Raw genomic sequence first — 15,596 nt, 5'->3', positions numbered from 1 at the left:
GCCCAACCTGGAAAACAATAAGAAACACCGACACGTTTCAACCACTCCACAACCGCGTTGACTGACAGGAGATACCCCATGAGTCCATCCAATTCCACGCCTGCGGGCACTTCAACCCCGGGTGAACGAGCCTGGGCATTGTTTCAAGTCCTCAAGAGCAAGGACCTTATCCCGGAGGGCTACGTCGAGCAGCTAACGCAATTGATGGAGCACGGCTGGAGCCCGGAGAACGGCGCCCGTGTGGTCGCCAAGGCCTGGGTCGATCCGCAATTCCGGGCGCTGTTGCTCAAGGACGGCACCGCTGCGTGTGCCCAGTTCGGCTATACCGGACCGCAGGGCGAATACATCGTCGCGCTGGAAGACACGCCGCAGGTGAAGAACGTCATTGTCTGCAGCTTGTGCTCCTGCACCAACTGGCCGGTGCTCGGCCTGCCGCCCGAGTGGTACAAGGGCTTCGAGTTCCGTGCACGCCTGGTCCGGGAGGGGCGCACGGTGCTGCAAGAACTGGGGACGGAGCTGCCAACCGACGTGGTGGTCAAGGTCTGGGATACCAGCGCCGAGACCCGCTACCTGGTGTTGCCGGTAAGGCCTGAAGGTTCCGAGCACATGAGTGAGGCGCAGCTTCAGGCACTCGTGACCAAAGACGTGCTGATCGGCGTCGCCCTGCCCCGCGTTGGCTGAGAAAAACCACGCATCATCGTTCAACTCCCGGAGTTTCTATTATGGATGGCTTTCACGATCTCGGCGGTTTCCAAGGCTTTGGCAAAGTCCCTCACACCATCAATAGCCTGGACTACAAACAGGTATTCAAGCAGGACTGGGAGCACCTGGCCTACAGCTTGATGTTCGTCGGGGCCGATCATTTGAAGAAGTTCAGCGTGGACGAAGTGCGTCATGCCGTCGAACGCCTGGACGTTCGCCAACATGTCGGCACCCAGTACTATGAACGCTACGTCATCGCGACCGCCACCCTGCTGGTCGAAACGGGCGTCATCACCCAGGCGGAGCTCGACCAGGCCTTGGGTTCTCACTTCAAGCTGGCAAACCCGGCACAGGCTGGAGGTCGTGCGGCGATTACCGGTCGAGCGCCGTTTGAGGTCGGTGACCGCGTGGTCGTGCGCGACGAGTACGTGGCCGGGCATATCCGCATGCCGGCCTATGTGCGTGGCAAGCAAGGCGTGGTGTTGCATCGCACGTCGGAAAAATGGCCGTTCCCGGACGCGATCGGCCATGGCGATACAAGCGCGGCGCATCAGCCGACCTACCATGTGGAGTTTGCCGTGAAAGATCTGTGGGGCGATGCGGCAGACGACGGCTTCGTGGTGGTCGATCTGTTCGAAAGCTACCTGGACCGCGTCGATGCCCCTCGAACGGTGAACGTATGATGGACGGCACCCAGGCGGACCGACTGCCGGTGACGGTGCTCTCCGGCTTCCTCGGTGCCGGCAAGACCACCCTGCTCAACCATATCCTGCGCAATCGCGAAGGCCTCAAGGTGGCGGTCATCGTCAATGATATGAGCGAGGTCAATATCGATGCCGCCGAGGTGCAGCGCGACGTGTCGCTGCACCGTGGTCGCGATGAGCTGATCGAAATGAGCAACGGCTGCATTTGCTGCACGCTGCGCGCCGATCTGCTCGAACAGATCAGTGCCCTGGCGCGTCAGCAGCGTTTCGATTACCTGCTCATCGAATCCACGGGCATCTCGGAGCCAATGCCGGTCGCCGAGACGTTCGCCTTCCTTGACGCTGAAGGTTTCAGCCTCAGCGAACTGGCACGGCTCGACACCCTGGTGACGGTGGTCGATGGCAGCCGTTTCCAGGCATTGCTCGCGTCACCGGACACCGTGGCCCGCGACGACACACAGGAGAGCACCCCTGCGCGTCCTCTGGCGGACCTGCTGATCGAGCAGGTGGAGTACGCCAACGTCATTCTCGTCAACAAACGGGACCTGATCGACGAGCCGGGTTATCAGGCTGTGCGGGCGATTCTCGCAGGCCTTAATCCGACTGCCCGGATCATGCCGATGGCCCACGGCCAGGTCGAATTGACCCGCCTCCTCGACACCCATCTGTTTGACTTGCCCAGACTTGCGGCGTCGCCGGGCTGGATGAGGAAAATGGAGGTTGAAGACGCTCCGGCCTCCGAGTCGGACACCTATGGCGTGACGTCTTGGGTATACCGCGAACGCGCGCCCTTCCATCCACAACGCTTGCTCGATTTCCTCCAACGGCCCTGGAGCAACGGCCGCCTGTTACGCAGCAAAGGGTATTTCTGGCTGGCCAGCCGACACTTGGAAACCGGCCTGCTGGCGCAAAGCGGCGCGCAGTTCCAGTGGGACTACGTCGGGCACTGGTGGAACTTTATCGAGCAGTCGCAGTGGCCCCGGGATAAATACCGGTTGCAGAGCATCATGGCCAAGTGGGACAGCATCGTCGGCGACTGTCGGCAGGAGTGGGTGTTCATCGGCCAGGATCTCGACCCCCATGCTTTACAGCGTGAACTCGACCACTGCCTGCTTAGTGCCGAGGAAATCGCCGCCGGGCCGTCGGCCTAGCGAGCCCTGCCGGGGGCGGCTGCCTTTGACGCACAGGCCCTGTCGGCCGCCTTGCAGGCTGGGGCAACCTCCCCCCCGCACCGTGGGCGTGGGCAAAGCACCTAATCCAACAATAACAATCAGGTACGTTATGCGCGATTACGACTCAGCAGTGAACTCCTTCGATTTTTTACGCCTGGCCGCGCAGGATTTGCAGGGCGAGCTGAATGCCTTGAATGCCTGCGTCGAATGCTGCGACCGCCACGCCGACGCAAATGCCGTGGCGTTGTATTGCGAAACGCGGGATGGCCGTGCCACGCATTACCGCTTCAGCGAACTGCAGGCCCACGCTGCGCGCTTCGGCAATTTTCTGCGGGAACAGGGAGTCAAGCCCGGAGAGCGTGTCGCGGGTCTGATGCCACGCACGGTTGAACTGTTGATCGCCATCTTGGGCACCTGGCGTATCGGCGCGGTCTACCAGCCGCTTTTTACCGCATTCGGTCCCAAGGCGATCGAGCAGCGATTGGGCTGCTCCAAGGCCCGCTGGATCGTGACCGACGCGCACAACCGTTCCAAGCTGGATGACATCCCGGACTGCCCAGGCATCCTGGTGACCGACGATCATGCACGGGCCCCGGGCGATTACGATTTCTGGAGTGCACTGGGTCATCAACACACCGAATGCGCGCCCGAGTTGCTGGATGCCAGTGCGCCTTTTCTGCTGATGTGCACCTCGGGCACCACCGGGCCGGCCAAACCGCTGGAAGTGCCTTTAAGCGCCCTCCTGGCCTTCAAGGGCTATATGCGTGATGCAATCGACCTGCGTGAGGACGAGCCATTCTGGAACCTCGCCGACCCTGGCTGGGCGTATGGCCTGTACTACGCGGTGACCGGTCCATTGGCATGTGGCCATGCCACATTGTTTTATGACGGGCCGTTTTCGGTGGAGAGTACCTGCCGGATCATCGCCAAATACAACATCCGAAACCTGGCCGGCTCGCCGACAGCCTATCGCCTGCTGATCGCGGCAGGAGCCGAGTTCGCCGACGCCGTGCGCGGCCATCTGCGTATCGTCAGCAGCGCCGGCGAGCCGCTCAACCCGCAAGTCATCCGTTGGTTTGCCGAACAGCTCGGCGTGGTCATCCACGACCATTACGGCCAGACCGAAATCGGCATGGTGCTGTGCAATCATCATGGGCTACGCCACCCGGTACGTGAGGGCTCGGCCGGCTATGCGGTGCCGGGATACCGGATTGTCGTGCTGGATGACGCCCACCAGGAATTGCCGACTGGCCAGCCTGGCGTGCTGGCGGTGGACCGCGAGCGTTCGCCGCAGTGCTGGTTCAACGGCTACTTCGCGATGCCGACCAACGCCTTCGTCAGCCGCTATTACTTGAGCGGCGATATCGTGGAGTTGAATGACGCCGGCAGCATCAGCTTCGTCGGCCGTAACGACGACGTGATCACCACCTCGGGCTATCGCGTCGGGCCTTTCGATGTCGAGAGCGCGTTGATCGAACACCCGGCGGTGGTCGAGGCCGCGGTGATCGGCAAACCCGACCCGCAGCGCACCGAACTGATCAAGGCGTTTATCGTATTGCATGGCCAGTATTCGCCCAGCGCCGAATTGGCGGAAGTCCTGCGCCTGCACGTGCGAGAGCGCCTGGCTGCACATGCTTACCCGCGGGAAATCGAATTCGTCGAACAAGTACCCAAGACACCGAGTGGAAAGTTGCAGCGGTTTATTTTGCGCAACCAGGAAATAGCCAAACAGCAGGCACTCGACACATGACTCAGGGGCGGATGGTTCCTGTGCTGAGCCGGCCGGCGTTTCAGCGCAGGGCCGTGTCCAGGCCCCATCCTTGATGACAGCTGTGGCGCGCCCTTTCGCTCCCTAAGCCAACTGGGTCGCAAACCTGCCCACGGCGTCGACTACTTGCTTGGCACCGTCCTGGATTTCAACAATCACCTGGCCTGCCTGAGTGGCAAGTTCCAGGCCTTGCTCGGCTTGGGACTTGCTGTTGGCCATCTCAGCGACGGTCTCATCGACCAACTTCTGATTCTGCAAGACAACCGACGCGATTTCTTCAGTCGCCGTGCTGGTTCTGCCCGCCAATTGTCGAACCTCATCAGCCACAACGGCAAATCCTCGACCTTGTTCACCTGCGCGAGCCGCTTCAATCGCAGCATTCAAAGCAAGAAGATTGGTTTGCTGCGCGATGCTGCTGATCGTCTGAATAATCGAGCTGATCAACAATGACTGTTTGCCCAGCGCTTCTACTCCCCCGGAGGCCGCCTGCATATCAACGGCGATCTTACGCATGGTATGCATCGTATCGTTGACGACGACTGCGCCTCGTTGAGCGCTGACATCCGTTTGCTGAGAAATTTCAAATGCCGTCTGGGCGGCCCCGCTTACTTCTTGCTCACGGGCCACTTGATCGGTCACTACCGTGGCGAACTTCACCACTTTGCAAAGATTGCCTTCGGTGTCGTAAACCGGGTTGTAGGTCGCTTCCAGCCACACCGTTTGGCCGCGACTGTCTATACGTTCGAACCGGCCGGCAACAAATTCACCTCTGTTCAGCTTTGCCCAGAAGTCCTTGTACGCCTGGGACGAAGTCAGCTCCGGTTTACAGAAAACACGGTGATGGCTCCCTTTTGCCTGTCCCAGGTTGTAGCCCATGGCTTGTAGAAACTGATCATTCGCCATCAGTACATGCCCGGAGAGATCAAACTCGATCACCGCAGTAGAACGTAATAACGCCTCAATGAACGACGCATTTTCCGAGGCTTTTTCCACTCGGGAGGTAATGTTCGTCGCGTAGCACGTGACATGACTCAACTGGCCGCTCGCGTCCATGATTGGCTGCCAATGTGCATGAATCCACACCAACGAACCATTGGCATGAAGGTATCTGTAATCGTCGCTGATTGACTTACCCGCGGCCACCGCCGCTCGAAAGTTATGAAAGCACGGCAGTTTGGAGACATACGAGGGAACAATCTCGGCCATGGCGCGACCGACAAGCTGATCCGGAGCGTAGCCCAGCGTATTTCCAAAGTTTTCGTTGCAGGCCGTGATGTTAAACGACGAGTCGATACTCAACGTCAGCATTTCACGGTTCAGGCCATCACGCAGTTGGCGAAGCTCTAACAGTTCACTGGTCTGAGATTGAAGCTGTTTCTTAAGGCTTGCATTGAACATAGGACATCGCCTCTTGGGTCATACCTATCGTATCGGCGTCTCATGGCGCAAATTGAGGGCATGACCAAGAACTATCAGCGGGACCCATGGGGAAATCATCTGGTCCGAGGCAGTTCCGGATCTGAACATCAGCGAAATCAACGAGAAGTTTTGTGCAGGCACAAAAAAGCCGATCTATCTGATCGGCTTAAGAGTCTGATTTTACTCAGGAATAATGGTCGGGACGGAGTGATTCGAACACTCGACCCCTAGCACCCCATGCTAGTGCGCTACCGGACTGCGCTACGCCCCGACTAGGCGTGTTACTGGGTTTGCTTCTTGACGAAGCGAACCGGAATATACCGCAAGCTTTTGAAATGTGGAAGTATTTTAAAAGCCGGAATTACTTTTTCAGAACCACCAGCACATCTTCGAGTTCGGCAATCATCTGGCGGATCATTTGTTTGTATTGGGTGGTGTCGTCTTTGGCTTCATCACCGGACATACGCTGACGCGCGCCGCTGATGGTGAACCCCTGATCGTAGAGCAACGCTCGGATCTGTCGGATCATCAGCACATCCTGGCGCTGATAATACCGACGGTTCCCGGTGCGTTTGACGGGGTTGAGCTGAGGAAACTCCTGCTCCCAATAGCGCAGCACGTGCGGCTTTACCGCACAAAGCTCGCTGACTTCACCAATGGTGAAGTAGCGTTTGCCTGGGATGACGGGTAGCTCGTCGTTATGACTTGGTTCCAGCATAAGCCTCAACTCGGGCCTTCAACTTCTGCCCTGGACGAAAGGTGACCACACGGCGAGCCGTGATCGGGATTTCTTCTCCCGTTTTTGGATTGCGGCCAGGCCGCTGGCGTTTGTCCCGCAGGTCAAAATTGCCGAAACCGGACAATTTGACCTGTTCGTTGTCTTCCAGAGCGTGTCTGATCTCTTCAAAAAACAGCTCGACCAATTCCTTGGCCTCGCGCTTGTTCAGACCCAACTCTTCGTACAGACGTTCCGCCATCTCAGCTTTCGTCAAAGCCCCCATACGTCACTTCCTTAACGTGGCGTTCAACCTTTGTTCGAGCGAGGTGAGGATATTTTGTGTCGTGGCATTCACCTCATCGTCATTAAGAGTGCGCGATGGATGCTGCCAGGTCAAGCCAACTGCAAGGCTTTTTCTATGCGGATCAATACCTTTACCCTGATAGACGTCAAATAGCCTGAGGTCTGTCAGCCATTCCCCTGCATTTTCACGGATTACATCCAGAACGGCAGTGGCAGCCACGTCACGGTCGGCAATCAGCGCCAGGTCACGGCGCACTTCAGGGAAGCGCGACAGCTCGCTGAATTTAGGCATTTTGCCCGAAGCCACTTCAGCCAGGACCAGTTCGAACACAAACACCGGACGATCAAGACCGAGGGTTTTCGACAGTTCAGGGTGAAGGGCACCGACGAAACCTACCAAACGCCCTTCGCGCTCGATGCGTGCTGTCTGGCCTGGGTGCAACGCCGGATGGCTGCCTGGTACGAAGGTGAAGGCGTCCAGTGCACCGGCAAAGCCCAGCACCGCTTCCACGTCAGCCTTGACGTCGAAGAAGTCCACGGCATCGCGGCCCTGCGCCCAACCTTCCGGCAGGCGGCTACCGCACACCACGCCAGCCAGCATTGGCTCTTGCTTCAGGCCATCGAGCTGGCCAACGAAACGCAGGCCGCTCTCGAACATGCGCACGCGGTCTTGCTGACGGTTCAAGTTATGGGAAAGTGCTTTCACCAGGCCTGGCCACAGGGACGAACGCATGGCCGCCATGTCGTTGGAGATCGGGTTCGCCAACAGCAGCGGCTCGACGCCAGGGTTGAACAGTTCGAACTGCTTGGGATCGATGAAACTGTAGGTCACCGCTTCCTGGTAGCCACGGGCAACCAGCAGGCGACGCAGCTCAGGCAGGTGCGCACGCGCCTCGGCCTTGGGTTGCGGCGCCAGGCGCGCTTGCGGGTAACGAACCGGCAGGCGGTTGTAGCCGTAGAGGCGGGCCAGTTCTTCGATCAGGTCAACTTCCAGGCTGATATCGAAGCGATGGCTTGGTACTTCAACGCTCCACTGCCCTTCCCCACCGGCGGAAATACCCAGGCCGAGGGCGGACAACAGTTGCTCGATTTCAGCCGGTTCGATCACCAGGCCAAGCATCTGCTCAACGCTTTTGGCACGCAGGGTGATCGGCGCAACCGATGGCAGGAACTGCTTGTTGACAGTTTCGGTGATCGGGCCGGCTTCGCCGCCGGTGATTTCCAGCAGCAGGCCAGTGGCGCGCTCCATGGCTTCACGGGCGAGGTTCCAGTCTACGCCGCGCTCATAGCGGTGCGACGCGTCGGTGTGCAGGCCATAGGAACGGGCCTTGCCGGCGATAGCGATCTGGTCGAAGAATGCGCTTTCGAGGAATACGTCGCGAGTGGTAGCGGATACGCCGCTGTGCTCGCCACCCATCACGCCGGCAATCGCCAGGGCGCGGGAGTGGTCGGCGATAACCAGGGTGTCTGCGCGAAGGCTGACTTCCTGACCATCGAGCAGCACCAGCTTCTCGCCTTCTTCCGCCATGCGCACACGGATGCCGCCGTTGATTTCGGCAAGGTCGAACGCGTGCAGCGGTTGACCCAGCTCCAGCATCACGTAGTTGGTGATGTCGACGGCAGCGTCGATGCTGCGCACATCAGCGCGGCGCAGGCGTTCAACCATCCACAGCGGGGTGGGCCTGGACAGGTCGACGTTGCGGATCACCCGGCCCAGGTAACGTGGGCAGGCGTTGGGGGCCAGCACGTCGATCGGACGTACTTCGTCGTGCACAGCGAGTACAGCTGCAACGACCGGACGAGTGACCGGGGCGTTGTACAAAGCGCCCACTTCACGCGCCAGGCCAGCCAGGGACAGGCAGTCGCCACGGTTCGGGGTCAGGTCGACCTCGATGCTGGCGTCTTCCAGTTCCAGGTAAACGCGGATGTCCTGGCCCACGGGCGCGTCGGCCGGCAGTTCCATCAGGCCATCATTGCCCTCGCCGACCTGCAGCTCCGCCTGGGAACACAGCATGCCGTTGGACTCAACGCCACGCAGCTTGGCCTTCTTGATCTTGAAGTCGCCCGGCAACTCGGCACCGATCATGGCGAACGGGATCTTCAGGCCCGGGCGCACATTGGGCGCTCCGCACACGACCTGGAAGGTTTCCGCGCCATTGCTCACCTGGCATACGCGCAACTTGTCAGCGTCGGGATGCTGCTCGGTGCTCAGCACCTCGCCTACCACCACGCCACTGAAAACACCGGCGGCCGGCGTAACGCTATCGACCTCAAGACCGGCCATCGACAGACGCGCAACCAGCTCGTCGCGACTAACCTGCGGGCTTACCCAGCCACGCAGCCATTGTTCACTGAATTTCATCCTGCTCTCCTAAAGATTCGTTACGACTAGCGAAATTGCGCGAGGAACCGCAAGTCGTTGTCGAAGAACAGACGCAAGTCGTTCACGCCGTAACGCAGCATGGCCAGACGCTCTACACCCATGCCGAAGGCAAAGCCCGAGAATTCTTCCGGATCGATACCGGACATGCGCAGCACGTTGGGGTGAACCATGCCGCAGCCCATCACTTCCAGCCAGCCGGTCTGTTTGCAGACGCGGCAGCCTTTACCACTGCACATCACGCATTCCATATCGACTTCAGCGGACGGCTCGGTGAACGGGAAGAACGATGGACGGAAACGTACCGCCAGCTCCTTCTCGAAGAACACCCGCAGGAATTCTTCGATGGTGCCCTTGAGGTCGGCGAAGTTGATATCGCGATCAACCAGCAGGCCTTCGACCTGGTGAAACATCGGCGAGTGGGTGATATCGGAGTCGCTGCGGTATACACGGCCTGGGCAGACGATGCGGATCGGCGGCTTGTTCGCTTCCATGGTGCGGACCTGTACCGGCGAGGTATGGGTGCGCAACAACATGTTCGCGTTGAAATAGAAGGTGTCGTGCATCGACCGGGCCGGGTGGTGGCCTGGGATGTTGAGCGCCTCGAAGTTGTGATAATCGTCTTCGACCTCAGGGCCTTCGGCGATGCCGTAGCCGATATGGGTGAAGAACTGTTCGATACGTTCCAGAGTCCGGGTGATCGGATGCAGACCGCCCGAGGCCTGACCACGGCCAGGCAGGGTTACGTCAATGGACTCGGCGGCGAGCTTGGCCGCAAGATCGGCCTCCTCGAGCGACGCCTTGCGCGCATTGAGCACCTCTGTGACACGCTCCTTGGCGACGTTGATCAGCGCACCGACTTGCGGGCGCTCTTCAGCCGGCAAATTCCCCAGGGTCTTCATCACCTGAGTCAATTCACCTTTTTTGCCAAGGTAGTGAACCCGGATTTGCTCCAGGGCATTTACATCTTCAGCGCTTTGCACAGCCTCAAGGGCTTGAGCGACGAGCGCGTCCAGGTTTTCCATGTACAGACTCCAGATACAAAATAGGGGAAGAGCTTGAAGGCTCTTCCCCTATTTATGACGTTTAACACCTTGGGCTACAGCGTAACCCAGGGTGACTGTCGGGGGTACTTAAGCCAAGGTGGCTTTAGCTTTCTCGACAATCGCAGCAAACGCCGCTTTTTCGTTCACTGCCAGATCAGCCAGAACCTTACGGTCGATCTCGATGGACGCTTTTTTCAGGCCAGCGATGAAACGGCTGTAGGACAGACCGTTAACACGTGCACCAGCGTTGATACGAGCGATCCACAGAGCGCGGAACTGACGTTTTTTCTGACGACGGTCACGGTAGGCGTATTGGCCTGCCTTGATTACCGCTTGCTTGGCAACACGGAATACGCGTGAACGCGCGCCGTAGTAGCCTTTAGCAAGTTTCAGAATTTTTTTGTGACGCTTACGGGCAATGACGCCACGCTTTACACGAGCCATGAGTTACTTCCTCTATTCTTGATCCAAAAATTAACGAAGGCGCAGCATGCGCTCGACTTTTGCCACGTCAGACGGATGCAGCAAGCTGCTACCGCGCAGTTGACGCTTACGCTTGGTCGACATTTTGGTCAGGATGTGGCTCTTGAAAGCGTGCTTGTGCTTGATACCGTTAGCAGTTTTCAGAAACCGCTTAGCAGCACCACTTTTAGTCTTCATCTTTGGCATGTTCGGATACTCCGCATTCAGTTGATAAACATAATCAGAAGGCCTGCCGTGCCCTGTTGATTACTTCTTCTTTTTCGGGGCGATGACCATGATCAGCTGGCGTCCTTCCATCTTAGGATGCTGTTCGACCGAACCGTACTCGAGCAGGTCAGCTTCAACCCGCTTGAGGAGTTCCATCCCCAGCTCCTGGTGGGCCATCTCACGGCCGCGGAATCGCAAGGATACCTTGGCCCTGTCCCCATCACTCAGGAAACGTACCAGGTTGCGCAGTTTTACCTGGTAATCCCCTTCCTCCGTCCCTGGACGAAACTTGATTTCTTTTACTTGAATCTGCTTCTGGTTCTTCTTCGCCGCAGCAATCTGCTTCTTCTTTTCGAAGATCGACTTGCCGTAGTCCATCACCCGGCAAACAGGCGGGACTGCGTCGGCGGAGATTTCCACCAGGTCCAGTTTGGACTCTTCAGCGATACGAAGCGCTTCATCAATCGAGACGATGCCAATCTGCTCGCCGTCAGCGCCAATTAACCGAACCTCGCGTGCCGAGATATTCTCGTTGATCGGGGCTTTCGGTGCAGCTCGTTTATCTTGTCTCATTTCACGCTTAATAATAATTACTCCGAATCTGGGCGACCACGCCGGGAAACCGCTTGCGCGAGGAACTCAGCGAACTGGGCGACGGGCATCGAGCCCAGGTCAGCACCTTCACGAGTACGCACAGCGACAGTCTGCATCTCGACTTCCCGATCTCCGATAACCAAAAGATAGGGAACCTTGAGCAAAGTATGCTCGCGGATTTTAAAGCCGATCTTTTCATTTCTCAAGTCGGACTTGGCACGAAATCCGCTTTCGTTGAGTGTTTTTTCAACTTCAGCGGCAAAATCTGCCTGTTTATCAGTGATATTCATGATCACTGCCTGGGTCGGAGCCAGCCACGCAGGGAATGCACCCTCGTAGTGCTCGATCAGGATCCCGACGAACCGTTCGAACGAGCCAAGGATCGCCCGGTGCAGCATAACCGGGTGCTTACGGCTGTTGTCTTCGGAGACGTATTCGGCTCCCAGACGGATCGGCAGGTTAAAATCGAGCTGCAGGGTACCACACTGCCAGACGCGGCCAAGGCAATCTTTCAGCGAGAACTCGATCTTCGGACCGTAGAAAGCGCCCTCGCCCGGTTGCAGGTCGTACGCAAGGCCCGCACTGTCGAGCGCAGCGGCCAGTGCCGCTTCGGCGCGGTCCCACAGTTCGTCGGAGCCGACGCGTTTTTCCGGACGAGTGGACAGCTTCATCTCGACTTCGGTAAAGCCGAAATCACGATAAACGTCCATGGTCAGCTTGATGAACGCGGCTGATTCGGCCTGCATCTGCTCCTCGGTGCAGAAGATGTGGGCGTCGTCCTGGGTAAAACCACGCACGCGCATGATGCCGTGCAGCGCACCCGATGGCTCGTTACGGTGGCAGGCACCGAACTCGGCCAGGCGCATCGGCAACTCGCGGTAGCTCTTCAGGCCCTGGTTGAACACCTGCACGTGGCAAGGGCAGTTCATGGGCTTGATGGCGTAGTCGCGGTTTTCCGACTGGGTGGTGAACATGTTGTCGGCGTAGTTGGCCCAGTGCCCGGACTTTTCCCACAGGCTGCGGTCAACGACCTGAGGTGTCTTGATCTCCAGGTAGCCATTTTCGCGCTGAACTTTGCGCATGTATTGCTCGAGCACCTGGTACAGGGTCCAACCGTTCGGATGCCAGAACACCATGCCCGGCGCTTCTTCCTGGAGGTGGAACAGGTTCAGGCGCTTGCCGATCTTGCGGTGGTCGCGTTTCTCGGCTTCTTCGATGCGCTGGATGTAGGCCGCCAGTTGCTTCTTGTCAGCCCAGGCAGTGCCATAGATCCGCTGCAGTTGCTCGTTCTTCGCGTCCCCACGCCAGTAGGCGCCGGACAGCTTGGTCAGCTTGAAGGACTTGAGAAAGCGTGTGTTCGGCACGTGCGGGCCACGGCACATGTCGACGTATTCTTCGTGGTAGTACAGGCCCATGGCCTGCTCGTCCGGCATGTCTTCCACCAGGCGCAGTTTGTAGTCTTCGCCACGGGCGGTGAACACGTCGATCACTTCGGCGCGCGGCGTGACCTTCTTGATCACGTCGTAGTCTTTTTCGATCAGCGCGTGCATGCGTTGTTCGATGGCAGCCAGGTCGTCCGGAGTGAAAGGACGCTCGTAGGCAATGTCGTAATAGAAGCCTTCTTCAATGACGGGACCGATCACCATCTTCGCGGTGGGGTACAGCTGCTTGACCGCATGGCCAATCAAGTGCGCGCAAGAGTGGCGAATGATCTCCAGCCCCTCTTGATCCTTGGGCGTGATGATTTGCAGGCTGGCATCGGAGGTGATCAGGTCGCTGGCATCGACCAGCTTGCCGTCGACCTTGCCGGCCACAGTGGCCTTGGCCAGGCCTGCACCAATGGATGCGGCGACCTCGGCTACGGAAACCGGGTGATCGAATGAACGTTGACTGCCGTCGGGAAGAGTAATAGTTGGCATGGCGCCTCCTCTCCTAGTGGTGACCCCTACCAAAGGTCACGTGGGTTGGGATGAGCCAGTACAAGATCCAACACCAGGCCGTTCAATGATGAACGCCTGCCTTACAGCGGCAGGAGCCTTTCGGCCAACCGATAATCGAACCAGAGTGACTGGAGTGAGCTAAAAAGAACCTGGCAAGGCGGCAATTGGCACGCCTGGAAATAGCCAAGCGCAAGATGCTAGCACAGATGAACGGTCATCGCGGCGCTGCTATCTTGCGTTACGACAAAATCCGCCATTTATAGCTGCAAAAGTGAACTTGAGCTGTACGCAATGCCTCAAACCCACTGAGAATCGCCGTTCGTCCTCGACCCAAAGGAGCATCCTCATGATGCGTTTTACCTCTACCCTCGCTCTCGCCGCTTCCCTGACCCTTCTTTCCCTCGGTGCACAGGCGGCCGCTCCGTCCAACTGGCCAGCCGGTGCCCGTGACAGCTTCGTCAGCGATTGCAGCGCAGCCGCCAGCCAGAACGTAGACGTCAAAACTGCCAAAGCCCACTGCGAATGTGGCGCCGACAAGATCAACGCCGAATTGAGCACCGCGGAAATCAAAGAGCTCATGACCAACCAGAACGCCAGCCCGGAGCTTAAGAACAAAGCAGTCGCGGCTATTTCGTCCTGCAAAGTCGTGAAGAAAAAGTAAGATCCGCCACAGATCAGACGATTTTTTTACCGGTAAAACGGCTGTAAAACTGCCATTTCTCACAAATTACGCAGCTTTTACGGCTTTTTTTACCAGTTGATATTTCGGGCGAAAGCCCCGTGGATCGGGGCTTTCAGCCGGAACAGGGACTAAACGCAACGCTATTGATTAGCAAACAATGCCTTGGGGGGGCTCCCAAGCCGAACATTTCGACTATGATAGCCCGGTGTGCCCAGTTGGCCTGAGCAGCACAGCACTACTGAAAATATATGTTTCTTGGAGATACACCATGTCTAATCGCCAAACCGGCACCGTTAAATGGTTCAACGATGAAAAAGGCTTCGGCTTCATCACTCCTCAAGGTGGCGGTGACGACCTGTTCGTACACTTCAAAGCTATCGAAAGCGACGGTTTCAAAAGCCTGAAAGAAGGCCAAACCGTTTCCTTCGTGGCTGAGAAAGGCCAAAAGGGTATGCAAGCTGCACAGGTTCGCGGCGAGTAATTCTCCGCTGAGCTAAAAAAACCCCGTCCATGTGACGGGGTTTTTTATGGGCACTGCAAAAGCCTTGAGAGACTTAGCCGCAATTGACCCGCGTGATCACCAGGTTGTCATCGGTGTTCAGGTTGAGGCGGTCGGAGCGGTATTCCAGGGTGATCATGTCATTCGGCTTGAGGATCCGCGCGTTCTGCGCACCGGCACGGGTACGCGCCTGCTCCAGCAACTCGGGCGAGGCTTTCTGGCCGATCGTGAATTCGGCGGCCTTCGACTCACAGCGGCTATGACCGGCGTCGGTCACGGTGGCGTCTTTGCCTGGCTCAGAGGCACCCGGGGTGCTGCAACCCGCCAACGCAAGTGCCGCCAACAAAGTACCGAATGATGCGAGCTTCCAAGGCATGAAGCCTCCTATGATAAAAATGGACAGAGATCGTGCGACAGCGATTGTGCGGATTGGTTTCAAGACGTAAACCGCCGCCGGGCAAGTTTGCCTGAGTCGGGCCAGGCATTCGCCCGCTCAATCGTGACCGGATATGAATGTGCTCAATAGATGTCGATGTAGTCGAACGCAGGCTTCGGCCAGTTTTCCTTCAGTGCATTGAAGATCTGTGTCACCCAGACTTCATCACTGGCGGCCACATTCCCTACGTATCCGGAACCCTTGGCCCAAGTCTCCAGCCGGAACAGCAGCCCATCGATATCAACGCCACCGACAACCCTCCCTGAAGAGATATAGGCAATTCCGGCCTTGGTCACCCGCAATTGGGCATGTTCATCGTCACTGGCACTGGCGAGGAGCTGGCGCACATTCGCCAGCGTCAGGTTCTCGGGGTTGTTCAAATCGATCTGCACGTGGTGTCCCCGGCAATTAAACAGGCGGACAGTGTCGCACAGCAGCAGCGTCATGCCGAATCGACTCATGCCTAAGTATCAGTGCCAAACGCGATGCAAAATGGTTAACTGGCCCGGTAAGAACCGCGTTCCAGCGCATTGCCCAGTACTT

16 protein-coding genes, 1 tRNA gene and 2 pseudogenes are annotated in these 15,596 nt (G+C 58.1%); 6 read left to right on the top strand and 13 right to left on the bottom strand.

All coding sequences use genetic code 11. The features are described from left to right. Positions 1 to 78: 78 nt before the first annotated feature. From nthA to BM017_RS27315, 4 genes are all read left to right on the top strand, one after another. Complete coding sequence (gene nthA / locus BM017_RS27330; protein WP_092250418.1) at positions 79 to 681, top strand: nitrile hydratase subunit alpha; 603 nt, start codon at positions 79 to 81, stop codon at positions 679 to 681. A 41-nt stretch (positions 682 to 722) separates the two neighbouring features. Next, a complete protein-coding gene (gene nthB, locus BM017_RS27325) occupies positions 723 to 1,385 on the top strand; it encodes a nitrile hydratase subunit beta (protein ID WP_092250414.1) in 663 nt (220 codons plus the stop codon). Then, entirely contained in the window at positions 1,382 to 2,557 is a 1,176-nt protein-coding gene (locus BM017_RS27320) for a GTP-binding protein (RefSeq protein ID WP_092250411.1), read from the top strand. The genes nthB and BM017_RS27320 overlap by 4 nt, the downstream gene beginning before the upstream one ends. 130 nt (positions 2,558 to 2,687) lie before the next feature. Next, the gene (locus BM017_RS27315) at positions 2,688 to 4,328 is read left to right on the top strand and encodes an AMP-binding protein (protein WP_092250408.1); all 1,641 of its coding nucleotides are present in this window, start codon (positions 2,688 to 2,690) and stop codon (positions 4,326 to 4,328) included. A gap of 102 nt (positions 4,329 to 4,430) precedes the next feature. Here BM017_RS27315 and BM017_RS29780 read toward each other — a convergent pair. The 11 genes and pseudogenes from BM017_RS29780 to thrS form a co-directional block, all read right to left on the bottom strand. Then, positions 4,431 to 4,865 (bottom strand): annotated as a pseudogene (locus BM017_RS29780) (methyl-accepting chemotaxis protein); the annotation flags it as partial. 102 nt (positions 4,866 to 4,967) lie between these two features. Beyond that, a pseudogene (locus BM017_RS29775) lies at positions 4,968 to 5,654 on the bottom strand (PAS domain-containing protein); the annotation flags it as partial. A gap of 305 nt (positions 5,655 to 5,959) precedes the next feature. After that, positions 5,960 to 6,036, bottom strand: a tRNA-Pro gene (locus BM017_RS27305). 90 nt (positions 6,037 to 6,126) lie between these two features. Beyond that, complete coding sequence (locus BM017_RS27300; RefSeq protein ID WP_010209127.1) at positions 6,127 to 6,483, bottom strand: MerR family transcriptional regulator; 357 nt, start codon at positions 6,481 to 6,483, stop codon at positions 6,127 to 6,129. Then, a complete protein-coding gene (gene ihfA / locus BM017_RS27295) occupies positions 6,464 to 6,766 on the bottom strand; it encodes an integration host factor subunit alpha (protein ID WP_002553164.1) in 303 nt (100 codons plus the stop codon). The genes BM017_RS27300 and ihfA overlap by 20 nt, the downstream gene beginning before the upstream one ends. Before the next feature lie 3 nt (positions 6,767 to 6,769). Continuing rightward, a complete protein-coding gene (gene pheT, locus BM017_RS27290; protein ID WP_092250402.1) occupies positions 6,770 to 9,148 on the bottom strand; it encodes a phenylalanine--tRNA ligase subunit beta in 2,379 nt (792 codons plus the stop codon). A 26-nt stretch (positions 9,149 to 9,174) separates the two neighbouring features. Further along, a complete protein-coding gene (gene pheS / locus BM017_RS27285) occupies positions 9,175 to 10,191 on the bottom strand; it encodes a phenylalanine--tRNA ligase subunit alpha (RefSeq protein WP_003192486.1) in 1,017 nt (338 codons plus the stop codon). Between the two features lie 108 nt (positions 10,192 to 10,299). After that, a complete protein-coding gene (gene rplT, locus BM017_RS27280) occupies positions 10,300 to 10,656 on the bottom strand; it encodes a 50S ribosomal protein L20 (RefSeq protein ID WP_002553161.1) in 357 nt (118 codons plus the stop codon). Between the two features lie 30 nt (positions 10,657 to 10,686). After that, positions 10,687 to 10,881: a 50S ribosomal protein L35 gene (rpmI, locus tag BM017_RS27275; RefSeq protein ID WP_002553160.1), complete on the bottom strand. Its 195-nt coding sequence runs from the start codon at positions 10,879 to 10,881 to the stop codon at positions 10,687 to 10,689. A gap of 60 nt (positions 10,882 to 10,941) precedes the next feature. Beyond that, positions 10,942 to 11,493: a translation initiation factor IF-3 gene (infC, locus tag BM017_RS27270; RefSeq protein WP_169850653.1), complete on the bottom strand. Its 552-nt coding sequence runs from the start codon at positions 11,491 to 11,493 to the stop codon at positions 10,942 to 10,944. Next, positions 11,493 to 13,415: a threonine--tRNA ligase gene (thrS, locus tag BM017_RS27265; RefSeq protein WP_003192490.1), complete on the bottom strand. Its 1,923-nt coding sequence runs from the start codon at positions 13,413 to 13,415 to the stop codon at positions 11,493 to 11,495. Before thrS ends, infC begins: the two co-directional genes overlap by 1 nt. A 367-nt stretch (positions 13,416 to 13,782) precedes the next feature. Between thrS and BM017_RS27260 the strand changes: the two genes are divergently transcribed. Together BM017_RS27260 and BM017_RS27255 are read left to right on the top strand one after the other, a co-directional pair. Next, positions 13,783 to 14,097: a hypothetical protein gene (locus tag BM017_RS27260; RefSeq protein ID WP_016978147.1), complete on the top strand. Its 315-nt coding sequence runs from the start codon at positions 13,783 to 13,785 to the stop codon at positions 14,095 to 14,097. 289 nt (positions 14,098 to 14,386) lie between these two features. Further along, positions 14,387 to 14,599: a cold-shock protein gene (locus BM017_RS27255; protein ID WP_003234260.1), complete on the top strand. Its 213-nt coding sequence runs from the start codon at positions 14,387 to 14,389 to the stop codon at positions 14,597 to 14,599. Positions 14,600 to 14,672: 73 nt separating this feature from the next. Here the strand turns inward: BM017_RS27255 and BM017_RS27250 are convergent, their stop codons facing one another. Together BM017_RS27250 and BM017_RS27245 are read right to left on the bottom strand one after the other, a co-directional pair. Next, the gene (locus BM017_RS27250) at positions 14,673 to 14,993 is read right to left on the bottom strand and encodes an I78 family peptidase inhibitor (protein ID WP_092250399.1); all 321 of its coding nucleotides are present in this window, start codon (positions 14,991 to 14,993) and stop codon (positions 14,673 to 14,675) included. Positions 14,994 to 15,136: 143 nt separating this feature from the next. Continuing rightward, a complete protein-coding gene (locus tag BM017_RS27245) occupies positions 15,137 to 15,445 on the bottom strand; it encodes a hypothetical protein (RefSeq protein WP_071492213.1) in 309 nt (102 codons plus the stop codon). Positions 15,446 to 15,596 lie beyond the last annotated feature (151 nt).

Origin of the sequence: Pseudomonas sp. NFPP04, assembly GCF_900113815.1 — a bacterium.
Taxonomy (GTDB): Bacteria; Pseudomonadota; Gammaproteobacteria; order Pseudomonadales; family Pseudomonadaceae; genus Aquipseudomonas; species Aquipseudomonas extremorientalis.
The sequence above is the reverse complement of the archived record's forward strand: the minus strand, read 5'-3'. Positions and strand labels throughout refer to the sequence as shown.